The 26,854-nt window shown below is 49.4% G+C and carries 29 protein-coding genes and 1 pseudogene; 19 read left to right on the top strand and 11 right to left on the bottom strand.

All coding sequences use genetic code 11. From position 1 onward, the window contains the following. Positions 1-198: 198 nt before the first annotated feature. From B9Z32_RS04675 to B9Z32_RS04625, 11 genes are read left to right on the top strand one after another with little or no spacing between them, the layout of a single operon-like run. Entirely contained in the window at positions 199-1,395 is a 1,197-nt protein-coding gene (locus B9Z32_RS04675; protein WP_108420157.1) for an ABC transporter substrate-binding protein, read from the top strand. A gap of 18 nt (positions 1,396-1,413) precedes the next feature. Next, positions 1,414-2,298: a branched-chain amino acid ABC transporter permease gene (locus tag B9Z32_RS04670; protein ID WP_108420156.1), complete on the top strand. Its 885-nt coding sequence runs from the start codon at positions 1,414-1,416 to the stop codon at positions 2,296-2,298. Between the two features lie 15 nt (positions 2,299-2,313). Then, positions 2,314-3,243 carry a branched-chain amino acid ABC transporter permease gene (locus tag B9Z32_RS04665; protein WP_108420155.1) on the top strand — a complete coding sequence of 310 codons (930 nt, stop codon included), beginning with the start codon at positions 2,314-2,316 and terminating at the stop codon, positions 3,241-3,243. Continuing rightward, entirely contained in the window at positions 3,236-4,012 is a 777-nt protein-coding gene (locus B9Z32_RS04660) for an ABC transporter ATP-binding protein (RefSeq protein WP_199219941.1), read from the top strand. The genes B9Z32_RS04665 and B9Z32_RS04660 overlap by 8 nt, the downstream gene beginning before the upstream one ends. A gap of 9 nt (positions 4,013-4,021) precedes the next feature. Beyond that, positions 4,022-4,741, top strand: coding sequence for an ABC transporter ATP-binding protein (locus B9Z32_RS04655; RefSeq protein ID WP_108420153.1), 720 nt, complete (start codon positions 4,022-4,024; stop codon positions 4,739-4,741). Between the two features lie 18 nt (positions 4,742-4,759). Continuing rightward, positions 4,760-5,689, top strand: coding sequence for a branched-chain amino acid ABC transporter permease (locus tag B9Z32_RS04650; RefSeq protein ID WP_108420152.1), 930 nt, complete (start codon positions 4,760-4,762; stop codon positions 5,687-5,689). Further along, positions 5,690-6,634, top strand: a complete 945-nt coding sequence (locus tag B9Z32_RS04645) for a branched-chain amino acid ABC transporter permease (RefSeq protein ID WP_108420151.1) — start codon at positions 5,690-5,692, stop codon at positions 6,632-6,634. It abuts the gene before it with no gap. Further along, positions 6,612-7,370 carry an SDR family NAD(P)-dependent oxidoreductase gene (locus tag B9Z32_RS04640; RefSeq protein WP_108420150.1) on the top strand — a complete coding sequence of 253 codons (759 nt, stop codon included), beginning with the start codon at positions 6,612-6,614 and terminating at the stop codon, positions 7,368-7,370. The genes B9Z32_RS04645 and B9Z32_RS04640 overlap by 23 nt, the downstream gene beginning before the upstream one ends. Positions 7,371-7,393: 23 nt before the next feature. Next, positions 7,394-8,317, top strand: a complete 924-nt coding sequence (locus B9Z32_RS04635) for a glutathione S-transferase family protein (RefSeq protein ID WP_108420149.1) — start codon at positions 7,394-7,396, stop codon at positions 8,315-8,317. Between the two features lie 34 nt (positions 8,318-8,351). Further along, positions 8,352-8,768, top strand: coding sequence for an ester cyclase (locus B9Z32_RS04630; RefSeq protein WP_108420148.1), 417 nt, complete (start codon positions 8,352-8,354; stop codon positions 8,766-8,768). Positions 8,769-8,783: 15 nt separating this feature from the next. Beyond that, complete coding sequence (locus B9Z32_RS04625; protein ID WP_199219940.1) at positions 8,784-9,416, top strand: glutathione S-transferase family protein; 633 nt, start codon at positions 8,784-8,786, stop codon at positions 9,414-9,416. 9 nt (positions 9,417-9,425) lie between these two features. Here the strand turns inward: B9Z32_RS04625 and B9Z32_RS04620 are convergent, their stop codons facing one another. Continuing rightward, complete coding sequence (locus B9Z32_RS04620; protein WP_158268175.1) at positions 9,426-10,334, bottom strand: LysR family transcriptional regulator; 909 nt, start codon at positions 10,332-10,334, stop codon at positions 9,426-9,428. Positions 10,335-10,464: 130 nt separating this feature from the next. On the opposite strand from B9Z32_RS04620, the gene B9Z32_RS04615 reads away from it, so the two are divergent. Beyond that, positions 10,465-11,898 carry an aldehyde dehydrogenase family protein gene (locus B9Z32_RS04615; protein ID WP_108420146.1) on the top strand — a complete coding sequence of 478 codons (1,434 nt, stop codon included), beginning with the start codon at positions 10,465-10,467 and terminating at the stop codon, positions 11,896-11,898. Positions 11,899-11,918: 20 nt separating this feature from the next. Then, positions 11,919-12,671 (top strand): glucose 1-dehydrogenase, encoded by a 753-nt coding sequence (locus B9Z32_RS04610; protein ID WP_108420145.1) that lies wholly within the window; start codon positions 11,919-11,921, stop codon positions 12,669-12,671. Between the two features lie 3 nt (positions 12,672-12,674). Here the strand turns inward: B9Z32_RS04610 and B9Z32_RS04605 are convergent, their stop codons facing one another. The 3 genes from B9Z32_RS04605 to B9Z32_RS04595 are packed head-to-tail and all read right to left on the bottom strand — an operon-like array spanning position 12,675 to position 15,732. After that, positions 12,675-13,478, bottom strand: a complete 804-nt coding sequence (locus tag B9Z32_RS04605) for a CoA ester lyase (protein ID WP_369909486.1) — start codon at positions 13,476-13,478, stop codon at positions 12,675-12,677. A 2-nt stretch (positions 13,479-13,480) separates the two neighbouring features. After that, complete coding sequence (locus B9Z32_RS04600; RefSeq protein ID WP_108420143.1) at positions 13,481-14,143, bottom strand: GntR family transcriptional regulator; 663 nt, start codon at positions 14,141-14,143, stop codon at positions 13,481-13,483. Between the two features lie 38 nt (positions 14,144-14,181). Further along, positions 14,182-15,732 (bottom strand): class I adenylate-forming enzyme family protein, encoded by a 1,551-nt coding sequence (locus tag B9Z32_RS04595; protein WP_199219939.1) that lies wholly within the window; start codon positions 15,730-15,732, stop codon positions 14,182-14,184. A 136-nt stretch (positions 15,733-15,868) separates the two neighbouring features. Here B9Z32_RS04595 and B9Z32_RS04590 point away from each other — a divergent pair, with 136 nt between their 5' ends. Then, positions 15,869-17,593: a thiamine pyrophosphate-binding protein gene (locus B9Z32_RS04590; RefSeq protein WP_108420141.1), complete on the top strand. Its 1,725-nt coding sequence runs from the start codon at positions 15,869-15,871 to the stop codon at positions 17,591-17,593. Between the two features lie 12 nt (positions 17,594-17,605). Here B9Z32_RS04590 and B9Z32_RS04585 read toward each other — a convergent pair whose 3' ends face one another. The 3 genes from B9Z32_RS04585 to B9Z32_RS04575 all read right to left on the bottom strand — a co-directional run bounded on the left by B9Z32_RS04585 (position 17,606) and on the right by B9Z32_RS04575 (position 18,778). After that, complete coding sequence (locus tag B9Z32_RS04585; RefSeq protein WP_108420140.1) at positions 17,606-17,965, bottom strand: phosphate-starvation-inducible protein PsiE; 360 nt, start codon at positions 17,963-17,965, stop codon at positions 17,606-17,608. 148 nt (positions 17,966-18,113) lie between these two features. After that, entirely contained in the window at positions 18,114-18,359 is a 246-nt protein-coding gene (locus B9Z32_RS04580) for a toxin-antitoxin system HicB family antitoxin (protein ID WP_108420139.1), read from the bottom strand. Beyond that, a complete protein-coding gene (locus B9Z32_RS04575) occupies positions 18,356-18,778 on the bottom strand; it encodes a putative toxin-antitoxin system toxin component, PIN family (protein ID WP_108420138.1) in 423 nt (140 codons plus the stop codon). The genes B9Z32_RS04580 and B9Z32_RS04575 overlap by 4 nt, the downstream gene beginning before the upstream one ends. Positions 18,779-19,139: 361 nt before the next feature. Here B9Z32_RS04575 and B9Z32_RS04570 point away from each other — a divergent pair. Further along, a pseudogene (locus tag B9Z32_RS04570) lies at positions 19,140-19,508 on the top strand (glycerophosphodiester phosphodiesterase); the annotation flags it as partial. Positions 19,509-19,597: 89 nt separating this feature from the next. Here B9Z32_RS04570 and B9Z32_RS04565 read toward each other — a convergent pair. Further along, positions 19,598-19,870 carry a hypothetical protein gene (locus B9Z32_RS04565; RefSeq protein WP_108420137.1) on the bottom strand — a complete coding sequence of 91 codons (273 nt, stop codon included), beginning with the start codon at positions 19,868-19,870 and terminating at the stop codon, positions 19,598-19,600. 201 nt (positions 19,871-20,071) lie between these two features. On the opposite strand from B9Z32_RS04565, the gene B9Z32_RS04560 reads away from it, so the two are divergent. Further along, positions 20,072-20,971 (top strand): SDR family oxidoreductase, encoded by a 900-nt coding sequence (locus B9Z32_RS04560; RefSeq protein WP_199219937.1) that lies wholly within the window; start codon positions 20,072-20,074, stop codon positions 20,969-20,971. A 129-nt stretch (positions 20,972-21,100) separates the two neighbouring features. On the opposite strand, the gene B9Z32_RS04555 is transcribed toward B9Z32_RS04560, so the two are convergent. From B9Z32_RS04555 to B9Z32_RS04545, 3 genes are read right to left on the bottom strand one after another with little or no spacing between them, the layout of a single operon-like run. Beyond that, positions 21,101-21,943 (bottom strand): EamA family transporter, encoded by an 843-nt coding sequence (locus tag B9Z32_RS04555; protein ID WP_108420135.1) that lies wholly within the window; start codon positions 21,941-21,943, stop codon positions 21,101-21,103. Continuing rightward, positions 21,943-23,373: a phosphonoacetaldehyde dehydrogenase gene (phnY, locus tag B9Z32_RS04550; RefSeq protein ID WP_108420134.1), complete on the bottom strand. Its 1,431-nt coding sequence runs from the start codon at positions 23,371-23,373 to the stop codon at positions 21,943-21,945. Before phnY ends, B9Z32_RS04555 begins: the two co-directional genes overlap by 1 nt. A gap of 17 nt (positions 23,374-23,390) precedes the next feature. Further along, positions 23,391-24,065, bottom strand: coding sequence for an FCD domain-containing protein (locus B9Z32_RS04545; protein ID WP_108420133.1), 675 nt, complete (start codon positions 24,063-24,065; stop codon positions 23,391-23,393). Positions 24,066-24,185: 120 nt separating this feature from the next. On the opposite strand from B9Z32_RS04545, the gene phnC reads away from it, so the two are divergent. The 3 genes from phnC to phnE are packed head-to-tail and all read left to right on the top strand — an operon-like array spanning position 24,186 to position 26,854. After that, positions 24,186-25,022: a phosphonate ABC transporter ATP-binding protein gene (gene phnC, locus B9Z32_RS04540; protein WP_108420994.1), complete on the top strand. Its 837-nt coding sequence runs from the start codon at positions 24,186-24,188 to the stop codon at positions 25,020-25,022. A 56-nt stretch (positions 25,023-25,078) separates the two neighbouring features. After that, positions 25,079-26,032: a phosphonate ABC transporter substrate-binding protein gene (phnD, locus tag B9Z32_RS04535; protein WP_233248075.1), complete on the top strand. Its 954-nt coding sequence runs from the start codon at positions 25,079-25,081 to the stop codon at positions 26,030-26,032. Between the two features lie 30 nt (positions 26,033-26,062). Then, positions 26,063-26,854, top strand: a complete 792-nt coding sequence (phnE, locus tag B9Z32_RS04530) for a phosphonate ABC transporter, permease protein PhnE (protein ID WP_108420131.1) — start codon at positions 26,063-26,065, stop codon at positions 26,852-26,854.

Genomic DNA, 26,854 nt, shown 5'->3' with positions numbered 1-26,854 from the left:
GCTATTGTGAGCAAATTGAGTTGAGTAGGGAATTACAAATATTCGAATTCAGTATTGCGAGTGCGGCAACACAGATGTTGCATTCGTTGAAACACAGATGTTGCATTCGCTGCAACACAGCGTGAATGATATTGAAATTGTCAGGACCCAAACTTGTCGTCACAGTATGTTCCTGTCATTCAACGATAGGAGACAAGGATGTCATTTTTACGCAAAAACGCTTTGGCGTTGGTTCCCGTGATTGCTGCACTCTTGCCAGTAGCATCATATTCACAAACACGTGATGTCAAAATTTATGGTTTTGGCGCCAAGAGTGGTGTCGTTCGTATTTTCGGCTTGAACAGCGAAGCGGCCATGAAAGCGGCGGCCGATCAAATTAACAAGGCTGGTGGTGTCACTTTGGGCGATGGCACCAAAGGCAGGCTGGTTCTTGAGTATTTAGACGATCGCTGTACAGCAGAAGAAGGCATCAACGCCCTGCGTCGAATTGCTGCATCTACCGATGGTTTTGTTGCTGTGGGACCAACATGTAGCAACGTAGCAGAACCACTGTTTGGCATTCTGCAAAAGAAGGTGGGCGATGCCACCGACACCGGTTTGCAATTCCCAGTTTTCACTGACGTAGCGGCCAAAGGCGGCTTGGCTTCGATGTCGCAGTGGGCTTTCCGCAATGTGCCTAGCGAAGCCAACATGTACAAAAGCTTGTTTGACTGGATCAAGGCCACACGTCCCGAAATTAAAACCATTTGGGGTGCTGTTGAAAAAGACTTTGCCCACAGCAATGCCACTTTCAACGTCATGAAAGACTTTGCCACCAAAGCAGGCTTTGAAGTCAAAGGCCAAAGTGAGTGGTTACTGGCAGACACCACTTTTTCAAACCAAGTGCGCGAAATGCGTCGTGGCGAAGCTGACTTGGTCATGATCTCTGCACACCCCTTCACCACTTGTGGTGCGCTTAAAGAAATGCAACGCCAAAACGTCAAACCCAAAATGATGGTGGGCTTAACCAGCTCCTCCAGCATGGAGACTTTGCAAGGTTGCGCAGCACAAGCAGAGGGCATGATCATTCCAACCAGTTTTGCCCCTGTGACAGACGAGGCACGCAAAGCGGCTCAGGCTCTGGCAGCAACAGGCGCTAGCATGGACTTGCACAATGCAGCTGCTTGGGAAAACATTTTCACGCTCAAAGACTTGATTGAAAAAGCCAAGATCATTGCCAAACCCGAAACCATCAAGGCCGATCGCCAAAAGATGCGCGATGCACTGGCCAGCATGAAAGAAAGTTCTGGCTTGTTGGGCAAAGTTGGCCGCACAGATGATCGTGAGGCTATCAAACCCTTCTTGTTTGTTCAAGCCAAAAAAGGCGAGTGGACAGTCGCTCACAAGCCTAACTGATTGAAACTGGAGTTATAGATGGCCTGGATCGATTTTCTCGATCTGGTGCAATCTCTCATGGACGGTGTGATGTTCGGTGCCACATATGCGCTAATTGGCATCGGCTTCACACTGATCTTTGGCGTGATGCACAAGATCAATCTTTCATACGCTGCTGCATCTGTAGGCGCAGCATACCTTAGCCTACTGATCGTCAGTGTTGCACCAACACCTTTGGTCTATTTGTTTGCAGCACTTTGCGGCGGACTCCTTGGTGCATTGATTTATTTTGTGTGCTTTAAATTTCTACCCCTCAATCAAGCCTTGGCCACATTGATGTCCACGGTTGGAATGCTTTTGGTTTTGGAAGAGGCCATTGTGCATGCAACTGCAGGAATGCCCCAAAACTATCCCGCGCTGTTTGCAGACACCGTATTCAACTTAGGCCCCTTCATTGTGCGAGGCGATTTGTTGTTCGTATTTTTATTGGGCTGTGCTGTGATGGTAGGCCTGAAATTCATGCTCGAGAAAACACGACTGGGTTTGGCGACACGTGCTGTTGCTCAGCAACCCATCGCTGCTCAAATATGTGGCATGAGTGTGGATCAAACCAATGCTTCCACTTTTGTGATTGCAGGCTTTTTAGGCGGCACTGCAGGTGCCATGACAGGCGCTGCCATTGGCGTTCTTTCACCCCTTCTCACCCTGCCCCTCACCGTCAAAGGTTTGGTAGTTACCGTCATTGGTGGACTAGGCAGTATTCCAGGTGCCATTTTGGCAGGCTTGATTGTGGGCGGCGCTGAAAGCCTTTTCCAATTTGTGCGTGGCGTGAGTGAGCGCGATATCTACGTGATGCTCATGCTCTTTGTATTTCTGGTGTTCCGACCCAACGGCTTGTTTGCAGCCCCTGGCGGACGCGACTGATGGGGAGCAACTGAAATGGATTTTTACATCGGTTTGCTCCAAGTCATTGGTGTACACACCCTACTGGGTTTGTCCGCTTGGTGCATCCTTCATACTGGCCAAGTGAGTATGGCGCAAGGTGGCTTTTTTGCTATTGGCGCCTACGTAGCGGGCATGTTGACGGCTATGGCCGGCTGGTCTTTGGGGCCAGCCCTATTGATTGCAGCGGTCATAGCCAGTTTGATTGCCATTGCCATTGGCTTCCCTGCTCTGCGCGTTAAGGGGTTGATGCTGGTTGTAGCCACAACCGCATTTGCTGAAATTGTGCGTTTGGTTTTTTTCAATCTCAAATGGCAAGTGCAAACACCCAATGGTCCTATTGGCCCAGACGGTGGTTTGGGTTTTGGTGGCATTCGTTATTTCCCTGCGAACGGATGGAGTGGCCTTGAAATATTGACACTGATTTGGTGCTTGGTAGCAGGCGTCATGCTGGTCCTGTGGTTGTTGGACCGTTCCCGAATTGGCACACTGTGGCGCGCTGTTGGTGAAGACGAGGTGGCGGCTCAAAGTGCTGGCATCAATTTAACGGCAGCCAAGGTATCGGCTTTTGGAATTGGTGGCGCCATTGCAGGTTTGGCAGGCGGTATTTTTAGTCACTACACGACCCACATTGAACATGGCAACTTCACCATTTTGCTAGCGACATTTGCAATTGCTTATCCCATCATTGGTGGCCTTAAAAGTTTGCTAGGCACTTTGATTGCGGTAGTTTTCATTCAGGGTGTTTTGATTGAAGGCTTGCGTTTCTTGGGTGATTTGCGAAGCCTGCTATTTGGCGCATTGATTTTGGCCATCATGCTAATTCGCCCTACTGGCTTGCTATCAGCACCCCTTCGTTTACCTTTCTTCAATTCCAAAAAAAATACGCCTGTTGGTGATGGCAAAACAGGAGCGCGCCATGCTTAAAGTGGAAAACTTAGCTCGCTATTTTGGTGGTATCAAAGCTGTTGATGGCATTGACTTCGATATTCATCGCGGTGAAATCTTGGGTCTCATTGGCCCAAATGGTTCGGGAAAGAGCACCACTGTCAATTTAATTGCTGGCCTCTACGCCCCCACTACTGGCCGTGTGACTTATGAAGGCCAAGACATTCAAAGTCTGCTGCCTCATGAGCGAGCCAATCTGGGTATTGCCCGAACATTTCAAAACATTCGTTTGTTTGGCCAACTCAGTGTGTGGCAAAACTTGTGGGCTGCGCGTGTAGTGCGCGAAACAGGCTGGTCAGGTTTGAAGGAGCGTTGGTTTTCAACTGCTTCTCAAGGCAAGTTAGAAACTGAATCTTATTTGGAATTTTGCGGTTTACAACACAAGCGCGATCAACTCGCTGCCAATCTGGCATTCGGCGAGCAACGCAGACTGGAGTTAGCGCGTGCAGCCATTTCAGGTGCGCCTCTTTTGCTCTTGGATGAACCTGCGGCGGGTATGAATTCAGAGGAAATTGACGACCTTGATCAACGCATTCGCAAACTCAGGGATCAAGGAAAAACGATTATGTTGATTGAACACCATATGGAATTGGTGATGGGTGTTTGTGATCGAGTTGTGGTGTTGAACTTTGGCCGAAAGATAGCAGAAGGTAAACCCGAACAGGTGCAACAAGACCCACAAGTGCAAGCGGCCTATTTGGGCTCCGACAGCGACGATGATTTCATGCAAGCCGCTTTGCAAGCCTAAGGAGAAGAGATGCTTGAAATTGAAGAAATCGCATGCGGCTACGGCAAGATTGAAGCCTTGCGCAAAGTGAGCCTGAAAGCCAATCAGAATGCGGTGACATGTTTGTTGGGCCCAAACGGCGCTGGCAAAACCACCTTGATGATGAGTTTGGCGGGTATTCTGAAGCCCACTCATGGCTCCATCAAATTTGAAGGACAAAATTTAATTGGTTTGACACCTTCGCAAATTGTGCAGCGGGGGTTGGCCTTGGTACCCGAAAACAGATTGGTATTTCCAGCACTCACCGTTCGTGAAAACCTGATGGCTGGGGCCTATTTGCGGAAAGACAAACCTGGCATTGCCAACGACATAGAACAGCAACTGCACCGATTTCCCCGATTGCACGAGAGGATAGGTCAATTGGCAGGCACCTTATCGGGTGGTGAACAGCAAATGCTGGCTGTCGGCCGTGCATTGATGTCTCGACCGCGCCTTCTAATGATGGATGAGCCTTCTGTTGGCCTTGCGCCAAAAGTGGTGGCAGAGATTTTTGGCATTATCCAAAAATTGCACCATGAAGGGACCACCATTTTCTTGGTAGAACAAAACGTGCACATGGCCATGAAAGTGGCACAACACTTTTACCTTTTGCAACAAGGCCGAGTCACTTTTTCTGGCACACCCGATCAGTTGGCCGGAGACGACTTGGTCAAGCGTGCTTACTTAGCAGGCCACAGCGCCGCCGCCTAAGCAAGCTGTATTTGCGCCATGCTTGAACTGCTACAACGCACGCTTGAGGGTCTGCTAGAAGCAGGTCCTTATGCACTGATTGGCTTAGGCCTGACGATCAGCTTTGGTGTATTGCGAAGAATCAACTTGGCGTTTGGCGCAACGGCGCTGTTGGCGGCCTATGTAGGCTCTTGGTTGCATGTTCGTTGGGGCGTTCCAGCGCTCGGGGTGTGGACGGCAGTGATTGTCATCACCGTGTTGGTGGGGTTTTATGTGGAATGGATGTGTTTCGACATTGCCGATGACAGCGTTGTGGGAATGCGCCGACAAAGTAGCGTGGCCCTCGGATTGGACATCCGTGAAGCCAGTGTGTTGGCAGCCAGTTTTGCGCTTTGGATGCAAATTGAGCAAGTGGCAGTGAATTTTCAGCCCAATCACCTACACCCATTTCCAGACTTATCTTCAAAGCACAATTTTGAATGGGGCGGCATTGACTTAAGACCAGATCGAATTTTTGTCTTCTTTTTGACATCCGCTCTGATTGCAGGTTTGGCAATATGGCTCCAACACTCTCGGCTTGGGCTCGGAATTCGCGCATTGTCTTACAGTCAAGCAGCGGCACAAGTTTGCGGCTTTAACATACTTCGACTGCGGTATATGGGAACCGCAGTTTCATGTGCTTTGTGCGGGCTGGCCAGTTGCGCAGTGTTGTCCATGGACGGACAAGTGACACCCATGTTTGGTATGTGGGTGTTGATCAAAGGACTGACCTGTGCCTTGCTAGGTGGTCTGGGGTCTGTGCGCGGCGTGTTGGGGGGCGCCATCCTTCTTGGTATTACGGAGGCGCATGCGCAAAGCTTGTGGGGGCCTATTGGGCGTGACGCTGCAACTTGGGGTCTTTTGCTTTTGGCCTTGTTGTTTCAAGCCCATTCCTTGAAGCACAAATTTTCTCATGCAAAGAAGGTTTGAATGAACAACGCACTTTGCATCACAGACCCTGGCGTTGGTTTTTACACCCAATGGATCATTTTGTCGCTAATGGGTTTATCAACTTGGTTGGTACTGCAAACAGGCCGTATTTCACTGGGGCAGCAAGCCTACTTCGGTATTGGAGCCTACGCAGCAGCAGTTGTCACAGTTATGTTCAATGGCTCTTTGATGACGGCATTGTTGGTAGCATGGCTGATAGGCATTGTTTTTTCAGCCATCATTTCCCGATTGTTGCAAAAGCTCAGTGGTTTGCAGTTTGCTTTGGCCACTTTGGCTATCGCTGAATTGGTACGTTTGGGATTGTCATCTTGGACTTGGCGTACAAAGCATGCAAAAGGGTATGAAGTAGGACCCGATGGTGTTCATGGATTTCGAGAAATCCGGTGGCTATTTGAAAACCAAATGGGCCCAGAAACTTACCTCACTTTAACTGCCGTCATACTGCTATCTGCACTTTTACTGATTTGGAAAATTAGCCAAACCAAACTGGGTTTGTCCATTCAATCGGTGGGCTTAGATTCTGAATTGACCACCGTTCAAGGTGAACCTGTAGCCGTTTTACAAACACTCACACAAACTTTTGCAGGCGGTATTGGCGCACTTGCTGGTGCACTTTATGCACACCAAGCCACGTATGTTGAACCTGCTGTATTTGATGTGATGCTAGGCATTCATGCAGTGGGCTACGCCATGTTGGGCGGACTTGCAACGCCATTGGGTCCGCTCTTGGGTGCTGCATTTGACTTGGGCTTGTTAGAAGCTGCTCGCATCTTTGAAGGATGGCGCATGGTCATTTTTGGAGGTTTGGTTGCCCTCTTCCTACGTTGGCGACCTGGCGGTTTGCTCAACCACGCAGCCGTATCTCATATCAAACATTTTTTTATTCAACGGAGAAAATCAGATGAGCATTCAAAATTTGCTTGAACAAAAGACCGTCATCGTCACGGGTGGTGCCACAGGTATTGGTCAGGCCTTTGCCATGGGCTGTGCTGCACAAGGCGCCAATGTGGTTGTGGCGGATATGAACTCGGCAGAAGAAACAGTTGAAGGCATCAAAAAACTGGGCGGACGTGCCATTGGCATTCAAGTGGACGTGTCTAACCAAGAGTCACTCACAGGCATGGCCGAAGCTGCCTTGAAAGCCTATGGACGCATTGATGGCCTGATTAATAACGCGGCTTATTTTCGGGAAGTCAAGCTGACGCCGTTCGAAGAAATTGACCCTGCCATTTGGGAGCGGATTTTCCAAGTCAATGTGCGTGGTGTTTGGCAATGCTGCAAAGCCGTCATGCCTGCCATGCGCTCCCAAAATTCGGGTTCTATTCTGAATATTTCTTCTGTTGTGGCCGTGGCAGGTCAACCAGGTTATTTGCATTATGTGGCCACCAAAGGCGCCGTTTTGGCAATGACCAAAGGCTTGGCCAAAGAATGCGGCAGTGCAGGCGTTCGTGTCAATGTCATTGCGCCTGGCTTCGTCATTACCGATGCCACTAAAGACCGGCCAATTGAGTGGCAACAAAGCTTCTTAAAAGCGCGAGCTATTTCGCGCGAGCAGCGTCCCAATGATTTAGTGGGAACGGCCATGTATTTATTGTCTGATTTATCGTCCTTCGTTTCTGGCCAAACCGTTGTTGTTGACGGCGGCCACATCATGTACTAACCCTTACCCAGAAAGTAATTTTCATGACTACGCCCATTCTTCATCACTACGAGTTCTCGACGTTCTCGGAAAAAATTCGGACCGCATTAGGCTACAAGCAGCTGGCCTGGAAATCAGTCGATATTCCTGGTCTGCCTCCAAGACCTTTGCTAACACCACTGACTGGCGGCTACCGCCGCGCACCTGTCCTTCAAATTGGTGCAGACATTTATTGCGACACGCATGCCATTTTGAGTGCTCTAGAGCGCCTAAAGCCTACGCCTAGCCTTTTCCCTTCTGACACTGAAGGTTTGGCACGCGGCTTAGGTTTTGCGTGGGAGCGTCAAATGTGGGTGCCCACCATTGGTGTGCTTGTTCACTTTATAGGCGAGCACATTCCGCCCGAGTTCATCAAAGACCGCAAGGAAGGTTATTTAGGCATCGATATTTCTAAAAATGCCATGGCGCCACAATTTCAAGAGCATGTTCAGTTTGTACGTGGACAAATTGCTTGGTTGGCACAAGCCGTCACCACTCACAAGTATGTGCTGGGCGATCAACTGAGTGCGGCCGACCTGGCCTGCTGGCAAACCATTTTCTTGCTGCGCAAGAACTGCCCACCTGAGGTAGACACCTTGCTCAACCTCGGCCCTATCGTGCCTTGGTATGACCGCATTGCAGCCTTGGGCCACGGCACCTCAACGGCCATGACACCTGAGGAAGCATTTGAAATTGCTAAAACTTCAAAGCCTCAGCCTGTGACACACATCACAGCCTCTGCTAACTCTGAAGGCATTGCTGTGGGAAGCAAGGTCAGTGTCACCCCAGAAGACAACGCACGCGTTCCAGTGGTGGGCACCTTGGTAGCCTCTGACGCATTCAACATTGTGATTCACCGACACGACGACGTAGCGGGTGATTTGCACGTTCATTTCCCCCGCCTGGGCTACACCCTGGTCGCCGCTTAACTTCAATTCATTTTCATCAATTTAAGGAAATATCATGTCTGTTCAAGAACAAAACAAACAAACCTGCCGCGATTACTTTAAGGCATTTCTGGCACGCGACACCGCTTGGATGGCCAAGCACATTGCACCCGACTTCGTTCGCAACGACCCCGGCCTGCCCTTCCAAGTGAAGGGGCCAGAAGGCGTGGCCCAACTGCATGATGTGCTGTTGCCAGCATTTCCCGACATGAAGTTGCCCTTCTTCGATTTTGTAGCCGAAGGCGACAAAGTTTTGGTTCGCTTGAAAGTACAGGCCACACATACAGGCCCCTTCGGCGATTTGCCTGCTACACAGCGCAAGATTGACATTGATGTGATGGACTTGTTTCAAGTGCAAGACGGCGTATTGGTGGGTCACTGGGCACTGCTGGATAACTTGAGCATGCAAAAACAACTGGGTATCATTTCGTAATTCACTCAAGGATTCATGATGAAACTTCTAGCCAATACAACATCACCTTTTGTTCGCATTGCGCGTATAGCAATGATTGAAAAGGGCTTGAATATCGAGCCAACCATCGTTGATCCTTGGGCCGACGATTCCAGATTGCGCCAAGCCAATGCAGCAACGCGCGTACCCAGTCTGGTTTTAGACGATGGCACACCACTCACTGAGAGTATGTTGATTGTGCAATGGCTAGAAGCCACCTACCCCGCGCCAAAATGGCCCAGTCTGTTGGGTACATCGGCTTCGGCTGCAGGTGTACTTTCGCGAGCTGGCATTGCCATTGGCGGCATTGATGCATCAGTGACAACCATCATTACACGCAAAGTGACTGCGCCTGCATTGTTTGATGAAACACCCGTGGGTTTGCGTCGCCGCCGCACCATGATTGAAACGCAGGAGCGTTTAGAAGATTTTGCCAAAAGCTTTCATGGCAAGTACCCCTTTGATGTTGCGCCCTCTTTGGACATCATCTGTGCGGTGGTTTTGTATGACTATCAACAACTGCGCTACGCCGATCAAGCCTGGTTACCTCAAACGCCAGCCCTCAAAGCTTTGGCAGAAGCTATGCGACAGCGTCAGTCGTTTGCAGACACAATGCCGCGCATTGCTTAAATATTGAAGTTAAAGAATCGCCGCATCTTCGTCTGCGGCGAGTGCTTGTAAGTGGGCGGCCAGTTGTCCCAAGGGTGTTTGAGACGCCGGATGACTGCGAACACAGATCATCATTTTGCGCAATGCCCATTTGTCAGACAGTGGGATCACTTTAAGCTTCATGGCAGGCGCAAAACTGCGGGCGGCAGCCAAGGGCAAGATGCCAATGCCCAATTCAGCCTGCACGGCACGACACACTGCTTCAAAACTTCTAACCTGCACACGCAGTGCCATAGGGTGCATGTATTGAGCGGCTTGATTAGTCAACAAGCGTGTCAAAGTGCTACCTGCTTCGAGTCCGATCAAGTCACGCTCTAACAACTCACTGAATTCAACAGTTTCGGTTTTCAAGACGTCATCATGTGTGAGCACTGCGGCCAGTTGATCGTTCCGATAAGGCTGCAACCATAAACCTTGAGCGTCGCAGCCTTCTACCACCACACCCAAATCGGCTTCACCTGTTCTGACGCGTCTCACAACTTCTTCACTCCAAGACTCTTCCAACATGATGCGAACGTTGTTATTTGAGGCTTGGAAGCTGGCCACGTCGGATGGCAGAAATTGCGCCATGGCAGAGGTGTTTCCCAAAACTCTCAATACCGAGTTGCGGCCCATCGAATAGTTGGTCATCTCTGCGCGCATGTGTTGCACGGCAGCAATTACTTCACGTGAGTGTTTCAGCAGATGTTCGCCAGCCGGTGTGAGTTGCAACCCCCGCGAATGGCGTTCAAACAATTGTGATTTGAATTGGTGCTCTAACAAAGACAATCGCCGGCTAGCAGCGGGCACAGTAATGTGACTGGCCTCAGCAGCGCGTGTGAGGTTGCGCATTTCGGCAGCTTTGACAAAAAGTGCCAGGGAGTCGATATCGGGCAGCATGGTCGGGATTTTATCGCGACCTTTCAATATTGGCTTGCAGTCCGTGCAACACGCCGTTGCCCACATTCCAATTCACAAATTTCTCAGTCTTGCCTAAAGTCCACCCATTCATTCAATCTATAGGAATTTCATGCACAAAATGTTGATCGGGGGTCAATGGATCCATGCAAAAGATGGTGGCAGCCTGCCAGTGAGCAACCCTAGCGATGGTCAAGTATTTGATTCAATTTCACGAGGTGGCGCCCATGAAATTGACTTGGCCGTGAAAGCGGCGCGTGCTGCTTTGTCTGGCCCTTGGGGCGCCATGAGCCTGACAGACAAAGGGCGTATCTTGGTGAAGATATCGCAAAAGATTTTGGACCATGAAGAAGAATTGACCCAGCTTGAGGCGCGTGATACTGGCAAGCCCATAACGACCGCCCGCAATGACATCAAGGTGTTGGCGCGTTATTTTGAATTTTACGGAACGGCTGCCGACAAAATACACGGTGAAGTGATCCCCTTTGTCAACGGTCATCAGGTCAGCCTCATTCGCGAGCCTTTGGGTGTCACTGCGCACATCATCCCTTGGAACTATCCCGCACAAATGCTGGGGCGCACTGTCGCACCCGCCTTGGCAGTGGGCAATGCCACCGTACTCAAGCCTGCCGAAGACACCAGCCTATCTGCTTTGCGCGTAGCTGAATTAGCCTTGGAAGCTGGGTTGCCACCTGGCGTCTTGAATGTCGTCACTGGCTTGGGTGAAGAAGCCGGTGCAGCGTTGGCTGCGCACCCTGGCATCAACTTCATCTCTTTCACGGGATCGAACGAAGTGGGCACCTTGGTACAACAAGCAGCCGCCAAGAATGCGGTTAAGTGCGTTCTAGAACTGGGCGGCAAGTCGCCGCAAATTGTGTTTGACGATGTGGACGTTGGACGTGCTGTGCCCATTATCGTTAGGGCCATTGTTCAAAATGCTGGCCAAACTTGTACAGCGGGAAGTCGTCTTTTGGTGCAACGCACAATTTTTGACAGCTTCGTGGGCAAAGTGGCCGAGGCCTTTGCCAAAGTCAAAGTAGGCACACCCGAGATGGACCACGACTGTGGACCCGTCATGAACCCAGCGCAATATGCTCGCGTGAACCGCTACATCAACCAAGCACGCGAAAGTGGTGTACCTGTTTTGGCGGAAGGCACACTGGCCACTGGACTTAGCCCATCGGGCTACTTTGTCAAACCGACTTTGTTTGGACCCGTTCCTCGCAATCATGCCTTGGCTTGCGAGGAGGTTTTTGGCCCTGTACTGTCGGCCATGCCTTTTGAAGATGAAGCAGATGCCATCGCTTTAGCCAACGGCACCGACTATGGCTTGCTGGCTGCGGTATGGACAGAGAACGCTGGTCGACTTCAACGCGTGGCCAAGGCAGTTCAAGCAGGCCAAGTGTTTATGAATTGTTATGGCGCTGGCGGCGGTGTGGAGTTGCCATTTGGCGGTACCAAACGCAGCGGCCACGGACGTGAAAAAGGTATGTTGGCGCTTGAAGAACTTAGCTCCTGCAAGACCTTGGTTCATTACCACGGTTAAAACACACAGAGAAACAAACCATGACCACATTGAATGGAAAAATTGCCATCGTGACAGGCGCTGCAGCAGGCTTTGGTGCCGCCATTGCCACGCTCTATGTTCAAGAAGGCGCTAAAGTTATTTTGGCCGATATTGCAATTGAAGCTGGTACATCACTTGCTCAAAAACTCGGATCTTCTGCGCATTTCGTTACCTGCGATGTTTCAAAAAAAGCGCACATCGATGCCGCACTGCAAACTTGCATCCAACACTTTGGTGTACCCGACATTGTGGTCAACAACGCAGGTATGACGCACAACAACCAGTCAATGCTGTCTGTAGAAGAAAGCATCTTTGACAAAATGTTTGCAGTCAACGTGAAGTCAATCTACTACATGACCCAAGCTGTAGTACCTCACATGATTGAACGAGGCAAAGGTGTTATTTTGAACGTGGGGTCAACCGCAGGCATTCGCCCTCGTCCAGGCCTTACTTGGTACAACGCATCCAAGGGTGCCGTGAATTTGATGAGTAAATCGATGGCAGTCGAATTGGGTGGCCATGGCATCCGCGTCAATGCCATTTGTCCTGTGATTGGCGAGACTGCTATGTTGCAACAGTTCATGGGCCAGCCCGACACCCCTGAAAATCGTGCCAAATTCATTGCCACCATTCCATTGGGTCGGCTTTCGCGCCCATCCGATGTGGCAGCGGTAGCACACTTCTTGGCAACCGATGCAGCTGAATTCATCAGTGGCGTTGAGTTTCCTGTGGACGGCGCGCGAACTGTCTGAGTTTTATGAGGCTGCGCGCGCAAGCACAGATTGCGCGCGCTCAATGACCGGCTTGTCGATCATCTGCCCATCCAACGCTACCGCAGCTCCTTGACTTTGAGCCGCTGCGTGTAAAACTCGCTTGGCCCATTCGAGCTCTTCCGAGCTAGGAAGAAATGCTTTTTCAACAGCAGCAATTTGATTGGGATGAATACACAATTTACCGCCAAAACCCAAAGATGACGCACGCAGTGCATCTTCACTGACCAAGGTCATGTTGTCTATGGATGTGGTCACGCCATCTACTGGCGACTGCAGTCCCGCCAAGCGTGAGACCAAGACCAAGTGCGATCGGAAATGCAGCAAAGCTTCGCCATCACCTGAAATACCCAGGTCTTTTTTGAAATCAATTGTGCCAAACAAAAGACGCTCAACGCCAGGCGCTTTAGCTACTGACAATACTTGATGAAAACCAACTGCAGTTTCAATCAAAGGTAAAAGCGCCTTACCCAGTAACTTTTGCTGCAACAAATTCAGTTGAACTGGGTCTTCAGCTTTGGGCACCACTACACCCAATACTCGTTCAGCCGTGCACAGCTCGCAATCGTCTGAGTACCAAGATGTGTCACTGCCATTGATTCGCACATAAACTGGTACGGCGTCATCCGTTTGCAACCACTTCTTGAAGGCTTCTCTTGCCATCACTTTGTCTTGCGGTGCAACAGCGTCTTCCAAATCAACAATGACAGCACCCGCACCACTGGAAGCAGCTTTGGCAATACGATCAATGCGTGTGGCGGGAACAAATAAATAACTTCGAAGGGGCATGCTCATCTTTCACTGGATTTGAGCCTTGACACCATGAATTGCGAAGCATGAATCAAATGCTCTTTAGCCAATTTTTCGGCCAAGTCTGCCTTGCCTTTGCCAATGGCATCCAAGATCTTGGCGTGTTGGTCCCAAATATCTCGAGGCTCTTGATCTTCAATCAACACCTCCCCCATGGCGCGCTGCGTGTAGGTTAGGTGAGTAGCCATGGCGGGGCCAATGAGGGGATTGCCCGATAGGCTGTACAAATATTCATGGAACTTGATGTCTGCCGCAATCATTTTGGTAATGGCACCACTGGCCACAGCTTTGCGTCCCAGCTCAATGATGGCCAAGCCTTGTTTCAAGGTCTGCTCGCTGATATGGCCAGCGGCCAAACGACAGGCCATTCCTTCTATGCCGGCTCGCAATTCATAAATGTGGGCCACATGATCGGCGTCTAGTGGCGCCACAATCAAACCGCGACCGGGCGCATCCGTCAAAACGCCCTGATTGCGCAACAACAACAAAGCCTGTTGGACGGGCTGGCGTGAGACGCCCAAAGCCACGGCAATTTGCTCTTGGATAATTCGTTCGCCCGGACTCATTTTTCCAGACGCAATCTCTGCTAAGAGGGCATCTTTAACTTGGTCGACCAGGTTGGGTTGGGTGGCTATGGCTTTCATGTTATGCCAAGTCTATCGCAAGCGGGCATGGACTTGATTCAAGGCTTCTGAGTCCCTTGCAAAATCGATTGGCGCAACACACGGTGCAAAATCTTGCCTGTGGCTGTGCGCGGCATCTCCTCGTCTTGAATGAAAGCGATCGTTTGCGGACGTTTGTAACCCGCCATTCGGGTTTTGCACCAGGTAATTAGCTCTTCTTCGGATGCCTCAACTTCGTGGTGCAACACCACAAACGCATGCACGGCCTCACCCCACTTGTCGTGTGGTACACCCAGCACAGCTACATCCTTGACTTTTTCATGAGCACCCAATACGCCTTCCACTTCTGAGGGGTAGATATTTTCGCCACCGCTGATGATCATGTTGCTTTTGCGATCAACCAAGTGGATAAAGCCGTCTTGATCTCGCAAGGCCATGTCCCCTACCGAGCACCACTGCCCTGCAAAAGCCTCTTTGGTTTTTTCTGGGTCGTTCCAGTAACCGTCGAAAACGTAGGGGGTTTTAGAGAAGAGCTCACCCACTTCGCCATCTTGCACCTCTTGACCCTCAGAATTTAAGAGCTTGATGGCCCCCGAGCCTGCCCACTCTCGGCCTACAGAACCTAATCGATCAATTTGTTCATGGGGTCTGAGCAGCGTGACCCAGCCTGCCTCGGTTGAGCCATACAACTCATAAAGCTTGCCGTTTTTGAAGAAGGACAAAATGGCCAGTTTGGTATCTTTGCGCGCAGGCGCAGAGGAGATCATCAACTTTTCAACCGCAGAAACGTCGTACTTTGCCTTCACCTCTGCGGGCAATCCCAGCATCATGATGTAGTGCGTGGGAACCAAAGATGTAAATGTGATTCTTTCAGCTGACAAGGTGGCCAGCAATGTTTCTGGGTCAAAACTTTTGCGATCGTCGATGACGCAAGTGGCTCCCAACTGCGTGAAGGTGTGGCTGAAATACAGCGAATTGGCATGGCACATGGGCATCACCAATAAAGCAGAGTCTTCTGCTTTGAAGCCCATCTCAAGCGCTGTAGCCAAGGCAATGAGAGAGCTACCCTCGTGGCTGCGAACAGCCCCTTTGGGTCGTCCGGTGGTACCCGAGGTGTACATCAACGCGCTCATGTCGCTGGGTAAAACACTGACGGGTGGCTCATTCAAGGGGGCTGTGGCCAAAATTTGCTCATAAGAAGTCCAACCCCCTATGGCCTCTCCCAATGCAATGAACACTTTGCTTGGCAAATTCAATTTAGCGCGCAAGGGCTCTACACGTTCAATTAACTCATCTTGAACAATCATCGCCACTGCGCCACTGTGGCCCAAGATGTAATCAATTTCTGCCGTCATCAACCTGAAGTTCAAAGGTACAGCCACAAGACCTGCTCTGGCTAAACCAGCATACATCTCCATCCACTCAACACGGTTGTAGGCCAACAAGGCCACCCTGTCTCCTTTGGTCAAACCGAGCGCCAGCAAACCATTTGCCAATTGAGTTGCTCTTTCATGCCATGCCGCAAAGGTGAGAGAGCGCACGGAATCTCTTGCGCCAATTTTGTTGGGCGTTAGGCGTGCATGGGTGGCAACTGCATCGGAAATATTCATCAAACAATTCATGGCGATCGGGGGCAAATTGCAAAAAAGTGCTTTATTATGTCAGAACTCTGAATTCAGAGTTCAACAAGAAGAGCCTTAGTTCACTTTATTTTTTGACTCATCCTTCACATTCAAACCGCCTACGATGACTACACCGCAAATTTCCCCCGACAGTGCTGCGGCCCTGATTGCCAAATTTCTAAAAGCCCGTGGGGTCAGCCGCGTGTTTGCCCTTTGCGGCGGGCACATCATGCCCATCTGGATGCAAATCGATGCTCAGGGTATTCAAATCGTAGATGTGCGAGACGAGCGTGCTGCGGTTTACATGGCCCATGCCCATTCAGAACTTACTGGGCAAATTGGTGTTGCACTGGTCACCGCAGGGCCTGGTGTGACCAATGCCATGACGGGCATTGCCAATGCACACACTGCGCGCGCCTCTGTGCTTATTCTGTCGGGCACCCCACCCCAAGCGCAAGAAAACCGGGGCGCACTGCAAGACATGTCTCACGTTGAGTTTGTAAAACCTCTCACCCGCTATGCGCGCACCGTTCGCCATCCAGACTTGGTGTTGCAAGAGCTTGACGAAGCAGTTTCTAGGGCATTGGGGCACGGCGGCGAGCCAGGTCCCGCCTACTTGGATTTTCCAGTAGATACCTTGCGTGCACGCGTCAGCCCTGCCGTTCAATTGGCCGAATATTTTCAAATGCGCGCTCAACCCAAAATCCTGCCTGAGATGGCCGCCGCGCAAGCTGCCATGGAAATTTTGTGGCAAGCCAAGCGTCCTCTGATCATTTCAGGACGTGGCGCAAGAGGAGCCCAACAGCCTTTGGTCAAGCTCCTCGACAAACTGGGCGCGCTGTATTTAGACACAGGCGAAAGCCGCGGGCTTGTGCCAGAAAATCATCCGTCTGTGGTGGCCGCCATGCGAGGCTCAGTCATGTCGCAAGCCGATGTGGTGGTGACTCTGGGCCGCAAGCTCGACTTCCAATTGGCCTATGGCTCTCCCGCTGTATTTGGAGATGCCAAGTTTGTACGCATTGCAGACTGCGCATCTGAGTTGAGAGACAACCGCAGGGGGGCAGCTGAGGTATTTGCAAGCGTCTCATGCACACTCGAAACTATTCTAGAGCTGGCGGGCAATAGAGCGCCACAAACAGATCGCGAATGGGCTGCAAAAGTCAGGCAACAACACGAACAACGAGCTGACAAACTGGTCTTGAGCATGCAACAAGCGCCAGCTGGCAGCGATGGCTTGATGCACCCTAACAAACTACTGTCGGCCTTGCGTACCGAATTGCCAGAAGATGCTGTGGTCGTAGCAGATGGCGGAGACTTTTTGAGCTTTGCCCGAGTAGGCTTACCTGCTTCAACCTACCTCGATCCAGGATCTTTGGGCTGCATTGGCGTAGGCACACCTTTTGGCATTGCAGCAAGTTTGGCACTGCCCGAAAGAACCGTGGTAGTGGCGACAGGAGACGGTGCTTTTGGTTTCAACGCAATGGAAATTGACACAGCCGTTAGGCACAAAGCACCGGTGTTGATTGTGGTGGCTAACAATGGTGCTTGGGCCATTGAGGTGCGAGATCAACTTGAAACGCATGGCAAGGTGGTCGGTACGCAATTGCAATTTGCCGATCATGCCGCCATGGCGCGGGCCTTTGGGATGCACGGCGAGCGAGTGACGTCTGCAGAAGAATTGCCCGCCGCCATTCAACGCGCTTTGGCCAATAGGCCAGCCTTGCTGGATGTGTTGGTTACACCCGAAGCGGCATCATCTGACGCCAAATCAGGGCTGGCATGGGTACCAGACCTTCAGGCCTTGGGGGCTTGGGACAGTGCTGAGAAAAATTGGCGGGGTGAAATGTGAGCTAGCCTCAAATCAATCGCGGTCATGCAAATTACTAATGACCCAACAAGCAACCGCAATCAATAAAATAGAGCCGCTTTCATACAAAAGTATAGTGGGATCTCCGTCTTTGCCTTGAAGAATAATCAAACGGCTTAAGGCCGTCATGGCAATGATCAACGGTATGGTGATTGGAATTCGGTGGCTGCTGTAGAAGGCCCCAAGCATGCCCAAAACTTCTGCATAAATAAACATCAGCAGCAAGTCCTTCAGCTCAACCCTCCGCTGCTCAATCAGCACCATCACTTCTTGAACCATCGCTCCGACTGTAAAAAGAGCGATGATGACCAAAAAAGACTTTTCAGTTAAATCAATAATGCGTTTGATCGACACCTGTCTCTCCTGCTTTGTTGGATTCAATGCATATTAGTCGAATTTCAACAATACGCATATAAAAAGGCGCTGTTCCAGCGGTGCAAGACCTATTGGGTGGGCCCACCAGGACTTGAACCTGGGACCAAAGGACTAAAAGCAATCCAAATTAGTGATTAGGCATTTCATCACCAGCCACAGGAGGATGGTTTGGCACCAAATTTAAAAAGCGATCAAAGTCGCTACGGCTGCCTTTTGCAGCTTCCTGTTTTAGATAGTCGACAGTCATCACTGAGGCCATCTTCTCTGACACGGCAGCAGCAATAAATTGGTTGACTGAAATTTCATCGCGCTCGGCCAATTCCCGTATTTTCTGATGAACGGAATTTGGAAGTCGTACAGTCAATGCTGTCATGATTTACTCCTGATCAATGTCAAAAATTCCGCCGGCCTGATGGCATTCACCTTCAGTTCCGGGGCGCGCTTAAAGTCTTTTACGTTGTGCGTAATGATGTACTGACTACCTGAAGCTACAGCACACTCCAAAACCATATCGTCATCTGGATCACGCAGAAATGGACGCCACAAAAAGTGTACGTCTTGTAAGTGCGCAATCGAAGCCAAGTAACGTAAAAAGTCATTCGCATTTTCCGCACTGGCTCCTGGCGGCAAATGTTCAGCCCTAGTCAACACAGATTGCCACTCCGTATAAAGAGCTACTGACAGCGCAATTTCAAACTGTTTGCTAGGCAGCATTGAGAGCAAACAAAAGCTTGCCCCGTTACGCGACCTCGCTGCAGCGACCAAAACTGACGTATCTAGAATGACTCTCAAATGGTTATGCTTATATTTTTAGTTACACAGGTGTAACCAAATTTAACACTTTAGCGATAAAGGTGCAATGGCCATCAGCAAAAAAGCCACTGACTTCAAAAATCAGTGGCTTTCAATTTGGTGGGCCCACCAGGACTTGAACCTGGGACCAAAGGATTATGAGCAGCTTTATGAAATAAAATCTTATATAAATCAATAGGTTACAAGCGACCTACAACAGTGTGGAAGCAAATGTGGAAGCAATGCAAATACACATATGACTGCTTCGTTGCAAAAACGCTGCGACTCAAACCCATGCTTACCTTGCATTTCGATACTGACTAATCCAGTTCGTAAAGATCCATTGTGACAAGAAATCGCCGAGGGCACTGCAGATCGTGCTTGTGCTGACAACAAAGCGGCACCCAATTGCTTCCACGATATTGCAAAGTTTAAGCGTGTCGTGAAAATTGAAACGAGTGACGCTAACGTGAACGGCCCCGTTCGCAAAAAAGGTTTTATCGATTTGATGAAGATTCAAGATCCACAAGGCAAGTCACGCAAGCCGATGAACAACGGCGTTTTGACTTTCCCACTCTTCACCATTGAAAACGTGGATGTAGTGGACAACAAGCACATCATTGTTGGAAACGACAACAACTTGCCGTTCTCTACATCACGCGACCCCAACAAGGCTGACGACAATGAATTTATTTTGTTGGAAGTAGAGGCGTTGCTCAAGGCGCGCTAATCGCAGTCTACTTGCCACTGCTGATACAGTGGCATAGTGAAATATTAAATAAAAAGATCGACTTGCATTGCGCGTCGATCTTTTTTCATTCAAATTTCGTTAATTTCATTCAACTCAAAAGCTTCCATCACTGCAATCTCAGAATACTGCACGGCATTTAATTGATGGCGATAGGCCTTGAATGAATGCAATTCTGATGCAGTTTGATCACCCGCATCGTAGGCATCAGCAGCAAGTTCATGCTCTTTGGCAGCTTCAGAAAAATGATGCGCAGCCATGCGATGGTTTTCGCTTGGGCTGTCAAACTCATCCTCAAAATCACCTTCGACGTCGACTTCATGTGCATGGATTTCAGATGTCATTCAGATTCTCCTTGAGTTGGGGGGTGACAGCTTCTAGAGATGTCGAAATGCAATCTAGACCTACAGCATGTCTATTTAATGAAGAAGAGATGACGTATTCATTAGGCTATTCTCGACCCATACGCTCGCTTGAAAAGTATTCATGCTTTAGTCAGTCTTGATCACGTCACAACTTAATGGCATCCTAAGTTGAATCATTGAATGCAATTAGGAAAGTCTTCTGCAATGAACCAAGAGTTTTATATTCCGGGCCAAGTAGCACTGATTACAGGGGGCAATGTTGGAATTGGACGCATTACGGCCATTGAGCTGGCAAAAAAGGGTTTTAAAGTCGTTATTGCGGGGCGTTCACTTGAAAGAACTCAAGCTGTTTTAGATGACATCAAGTCGCTAAAAGTCGATGAGCAGGCCATATTCCTGCCTTTAGATTTGGCCAGCCTTGCATCAGTTAGAGAGTGCGCGCAACTTTTTCTTCAACTCAATTTGCCCTTGCACCTTCTAGTCAATAATGCAGGGGTGGCTGGTCTGAGAGGTTTAACCAAAGATGGATTCGAGATGACGTTTGGTGTTAATCACTTGGGTCACTTTTTGCTGACTCAATTGCTGCTAGAAAAAATGCAATCGTCAGGTCTTTCGCGTATCGTCACTGTATCAAGCCGTGCCCACAATCGAACAGCAGGTATCAATTGGGATGCCTTGTGTCAGCCTACCCGTTCGTGGACTGGGATTCACGAGTACGCAGTATCAAAATTAGCCAATTTGCTCTTTAGTGCAGAACTGACAAAGCGAGTCCAAGGAACTTCTATTTCGACATACTCATTACATCCTGGCGTTGTTGACACCGAGATCTGGCGAGCCCTACCCAATTGGGCCCGTCCATTATTAAAACTACGAGGTTTTCTGACACCAGAGGAAGGTGCTCGCACTACATTGCACTGCGCAATGCATGCACCTCAACAAGAGTCAGGCTTGTACTATGCTGACTCTAAACCGAAGCAACCGTCAGCGCTGGGGCAAAATTCTGAATTAGCAGCTGAGCTATGGGAACGCAGCGAAAAGTGGGTCAGTCAAGGTTTAAACAATTCAGTCCGACTTGAATGATGACTTTTCAGAATCTATTTAATTCCGATGCTGTTCAATATGCCTAGACCTGTGACCTTGCATGGAGTCGAACCAAGAGTGTGGAAATAATTAAAAAACTCAAAGAGCGATAGTCGGACTCAAAGACTTTCAACTCCAACGAATGCTTGCAGCGCCAAGCCCAACCAGGGTGGCGCCCGCAATTCGCCAACGCCCAAAGGGTTCTTTTAAAAACCATGCGCCCATCAAGGCTGCAAAGACGACTGATATTTCTCGCAGCGCAGCCACTGAAGGAATACTCGCTTGTGTCATGGCCCACAGCACGATGCCATAGGAGGCCATGCTCAAAAAAGCGCCCAAAAAAGATCTTTGCCACCCATTGAACAGCTGGATTGTGACCATTGCATAACCACGGCGCCAAATCAAAACACTTAAAATGCCCCAAGAGTTAAATAGAAATAGCCACAAAGTGTAGGATGCCGCATTGCCAGAAAGACGAACACCATTGCCGTCTAACACGGTGTACGTTGCAATGATGCCCGCATTGAGAAGTGAAAAAAATAGACCTTTTTGATGGCGCGTTTGCCAAGGCCTGCCCATCCAACTAGGCAACATGATGCCAAGCCCAATGATCAAAATACCCATGGTTTGAATGCTTGAAAGAAACTCCCCCGTGGCAAAGGAAATACCTGCTACCAAAATCGGTGCAATACCTCGCATCAAAGGATAGGCCAAAGATAAGTCTGTGTGCTTATAGGCTTCTGCCAAGGTTAAGAAGTAAGCCACATGAACAAACATTGTGGCCATTAACCAAGGGTAACATTGCGGATCGGGTGCAGGTACAAACGGCAAGCAAACTGCCGCAATCAAGCTACAACCCAGTGCAAATTTAGCCGTATCTAACTGAGCGTCGTCGCCTTTCTTGACTAACAAATTCCACCCAGCATGCATCAACGCCGACAGGAGAACCAAACCAGCCACCCAAGCAGACATTAGGCAGGCCAGGGCAAGGAATAGGTTTTGACGTTGGTAAAGCTTTTCATGGCTTCGAGTACACCTTCTTTATAGCCGAGGCCGGAGTCTTTGATACCCCCAAATGGCGTCAGTTCCAATCGATAACCCGGCACTTCGCGAACATTGACACTGCCCACATGCAATTCATTGACAAGTCGGGTAATCACATCCAATCGATTTGTGCATACTGCAGAAGACAATCCGTAGGCGGTGCCGTTAACGATGTGAATGGCTTCGTCCAGATTGTTAAATCGGATGACAGGTGATACAGGCCCAAAGGTTTCTTCCCTCACCAGGGTCATGTGAGGCAATACATGATCAAGCAAGGTCGGTGCATACAAAGCCCCCTCACGATGATTGCCGCACAAGAGCTTTGCCCCTTGGGCCACCGCCTCATTGACCCTGGTTTCAAACAAGCTGGCTGCTTGTGGGTCTATCACCGTGCCCATATCGACATCTGGGTCGGCAGGATTGCCAAATTTCCATACCTGTGTTTTGGCAAGTAATTTTTCAACAAATGCATCTGCAATATTGTCTTGCACCAAAATGCGTTTCACAGCCGTACAACGCTGACCTGAGTTTTTATAGGACCCAGAGATGGCAAGCATTGCCGCCTCTTCCAAGTCAGCATCGTCCATCACAATGATCGGATCGTTACCCCCCAACTCAAGCACCATGCGCCGATAACCCACAGTTTGAGCAATGTGCTTGCCAATGGCAACACCACCAGTGAATGTCACCAAATCTATATGCGGGTTGGTTAACAATTCATGCGCAATTTCAGTGGGATCGCCTGTGACCACCTGAAACATTGCAGGCGGGAGTCCAGCTTCGTACAAAATATCGGCCAAAAGCAAAGCACTCAAGGGGACTTTTTCTGAAGGCTTTAAAACCATCCGATTGTTGGTCGCAATGGCAGGCACAATTTTGTGCGCCACTTGATTCATCGGGTGGTTGAATGGCGTGATGGCACTGATAACGCCAAGCAAGGGATCGCGTTGGGTATAAACACGACGTTGACGGCCATGGGGTGTGATGTCGCAAGAAAATGTTTGACCATCATCTTGCAACGCGGCATTGGCACCAAAAATTAGAACGTCCCGCACCCGACCCGCTTCATAAAGGCTGTCTTTTTTGCACAAGCCCGACTCAAGGGTAATGAGGTCACTGATTTGCGCTGTACGCTGAACCACCAAATTAGCCGCTTTTTGCAAAATATCAGAGCGCTCATATCGACTCAATCGTGGTCGATATGCATGTGCGAACTCAAAGGCTTGACGAATGTCATCGACAGTGGCTTTGGGCACAGTGCCTATACATTCGCCGGTAAAGGGGTTTTGAATTTCAATGACACGATCGCGATGAATTTGTTGACCGCACATGCGCATGGGCTGAGAGTTGAATGACATCAATTTTAGTTCTCAGGTTAAGAAAGAATATGTTGCAAACGTTTTCGACTTTCATCCACATGCAATTTGAGTACTTTAAGGGCTTTTTTTTGATCCCCTATCAATAGCGCTTCAAGCAAGGCTTTGTGGTCTTCAACCGACTGCTTTAAGCTGGAGGCATCGGCTTGACGGGCATGCGCCTGCTGACGAAACAAGGACAGTTCATTGACCAAGCGGCGATAGGTATTGAGAAGTGTGTGATTGCCAGCCAACTCAGCCAATCGTTCGTGAAACTGAATGTTCAAAGCATGACAAGCTGAAAAATCAGCTTTGGCAGCCAACTTAGTGGCTTTGCTTAGAAGTTGCGGTAGGCCCGAGTTATGCAGGCAATCTGGCGCTTTTGCAATGCGGGACACAATGATTTTTTCAAGCGCAGTACGCACCTCAAAAATATCGTCTGCTTCTTGTGCCGTAATGACGCGTACAAATACACCTCGGTTCTTTTCAACCGTGACCAAACCCTTTTCTTCCAATGAACGAAATGCTTCACGAATGGGTCCACGCGATACACCCAACTGGGTGGCCAGTGTTGCCTCTCGCAGTGGATGCCCAGGTGTGAATTTACCTTTCCGAAACATGAGTTCAAGCTCATCTTGAACCAATGAGGGTAAGGAGTTTTGTTTGAGCACGCCCAAGTTTCTAGAAAATGTCATAAGTTTGTCACTGAATTTCAATCAATCAAATTAAATTGCACTGAATCGTAGATTGTCAACAATTTGACACATTGGAATTCTAAGCTTGCTTCATTGCAATTCAATGACAGCGATATTTTCATGCCTTATGCGGTCGTCACTCGAGAGTTAAGTAAATCGTTTGCCAACTGTCAAGCTTTGGACAAGGTGTCCATTCAAATTGAAGAAGGTGAAATGGTGGCCTTACTTGGTGCGTCAGGTTCTGGGAAGTCAACGCTTCTCAGGCACTTGCCAGGCTTTGTGACATCCAATAGCGGCGAGATTGATGTATTGGGTCAAACCGTTCAATCTAACGGAAAGCTCAAGGCTGGCTATAAGCAAGTCAGAAGTCGTGTTGGATTTGTCTTTCAGCAATTTAATTTGGTTAACAGGCTTCCTGTCATTACCAATGTGTTAATCGGACTACTTTACGAAACACCTTGGTGGCGCAGTCTGTTCATGCAATTTAGCGTTGAGCAGCGTCAAAAAGCACTGGAAGCACTTTCATCAGTGGGCATAGAGCAAACCGCTTGGCAACGTGCTGCCACCCTTTCTGGCGGCCAGCAGCAAAGGGCTGCATTGGCAAGGTGTTTGGTTCAAAAGGCCCGCGTCATTTTGGCTGACGAACCCATTGCCTCCTTAGACCCAGAGTCTTCAAGAAAGGTCATGGACCTTCTGCAACAAATGAATCGTGACAACAAATGCACCGTTCTGGTGTCCCTTCACCAGGTGGAGTTTGCAGTTCGATATTGCCCACGAACCATTGCACTGAATGCCGGTCGCGTGGTTTACGACGGACCGTCTGCGGCACTCACGCCCGAATTATTGGCCGAGCTATACGGCAGCAGCGCCTCTGAGCTCTTTGCAACGCCACCTGATGCGTTATTTGGTTTTCAAGCCAAGAACCCACCTCATTTATTTCCCACTGCAAACTTTTAATTCCCCCTCTCCCCTCCCCTCAACTACTTCTATTTAGGAAAAACATGCTCAAAACCATGAAGACCCTTCTCTCGGCCTTGGCCATCAGTGCTGCCACCCTTGCCAGCGCTTCAGACATCAAGGAACTCAACTTTGGCATCATTGCAACCGAAAAAGCGGGTGCGATGAGACAAATGTGGGAACCGTTTTTGCAAGACATGACCAAAGCCACTGGCATTAAAATCAATGGCTTCTACGCCACAGACTACGCTGGCGTTATTGAAGCTCAGCGCTTTAACAAAGTACAACTTGCCTGGTACGGCAACAAATCAGCGATCGATGCAGTCGATCGCTCACAAGGCGAAGTTTTTGCTCAGTTTGTGGACTTAGACGGTACGCCAGGCTACTACTCCTACTTGATCACACACAAAGATTCAGCCGTTAAAACGCTTGATCAAGTTTTACAGAATGGCAAACAATACTCATTTGGAATTGGCGACCCTTCTTCCACATCAGGCACATTGGTCCCAACCTATTATGTTTTTACACTCAATAAATTGGATCCCAAAACGCATTTCAGAGTGATGCGCTCCTCCAATCATGAAGGCAATTTCTTGGCTGTTTTGAATAAACAAGTTGACATCGCTACCAGCAACAGCGAAATGACCGAGAAAATGAAGGAGAAATCACCTGAGAAAATGGATCAAATTCGAATTCTCTGGACTTCACCCCTCATTCCTCGTGATCCTTTGGTCTGGCGCAAAGACTTGCCTTCTGATGTGAAAAAGAAAGTGCAAGACTTCGTCGTTGGTTATGGTAAGGATGCCCGCGAAAAAGAAATCTTAAAGAACATGTATCGCTTGGCTGGTTTCAAGGCGTCCACTGATGCCCAATTAATCCCCATCCGTCAACTCGAATTGTTCAAAGACCGCATGAAGTTTGAGTCCGATGTCAATATGTCCGCCGCCGAAAAGCAAACCAAGATTGCTGACATCGATGCCAAGCTAGCAGCTTTGGCAAAAGCCAAATAATTTGAGGCTTCATCTGCGCTTGCCAAGACCATGAAAACCACCATCAAAGACATTTCGCTTACACCGCCACCCACCAGCTTGTTAACTCAGCTGGCTTGGGGTCTTGTATTGATGATGCTCATATGGTCCTGGCAAGGTGCAGAAATACGCCCAATGGCGCTCATTGCTGACTCAGCCAATATGGCTGTGTTCAGCAAAGAATTTTTTCCCCCTAATTTTCACGACTGGCGCATTTACCTGAGTGAGATGGTTATCACAGTTCACATTGCCATTTGGGGCACTGTGTTGGCAATTTTTTGCGCCGTTCCTTTAGGCTTGCTGTGCTCTGAAAACATTGTGCCCGCTTGGGTTTATCAACCTGTGCGCCGCCTCATGGATACTTTTCGAGCCATCAACGAAATGGTGTTTGCCATGCTGTTCATTGTGGCCGTTGGGTTAGGTCCATTTGCAGGTGTGATGGCGCTTTGGATTCACACCACGGGTGTCTTGGCCAAACTATTTGCTGAAGCCGTTGAAGCCATTGACCCACGACCCGTCGAAGGCGTCAGGGCAACTGGCGCAAATCCATTGGAAGAAATTCTCTACGGCGTCATTCCGCAAGTACTGCCCCTTTGGATCTCCTATTCTCTTTACCGATTCGAATCCAATGTTCGCTCGGCTTCTGTTGTGGGCATGGTCGGCGCCGGAGGTATTGGCGTTGTGCTTCACGAATCAATTCGCGGCTTTGATTACGCAGAAACTGCCGCAATACTGTTTATCATCATTGTTTTCGTGTCCTTGGTTGATGTCATTTCAGCGCGAATTAGGCGCTGGAGTATTTGA

This window comes from Limnohabitans sp. MMS-10A-178, assembly GCF_003063375.1.
Classification (GTDB): Bacteria; Pseudomonadota; Gammaproteobacteria; order Burkholderiales; family Burkholderiaceae_C; genus Limnohabitans_A.
This window is presented reverse-complemented; position numbering and strand designations above follow the sequence as displayed.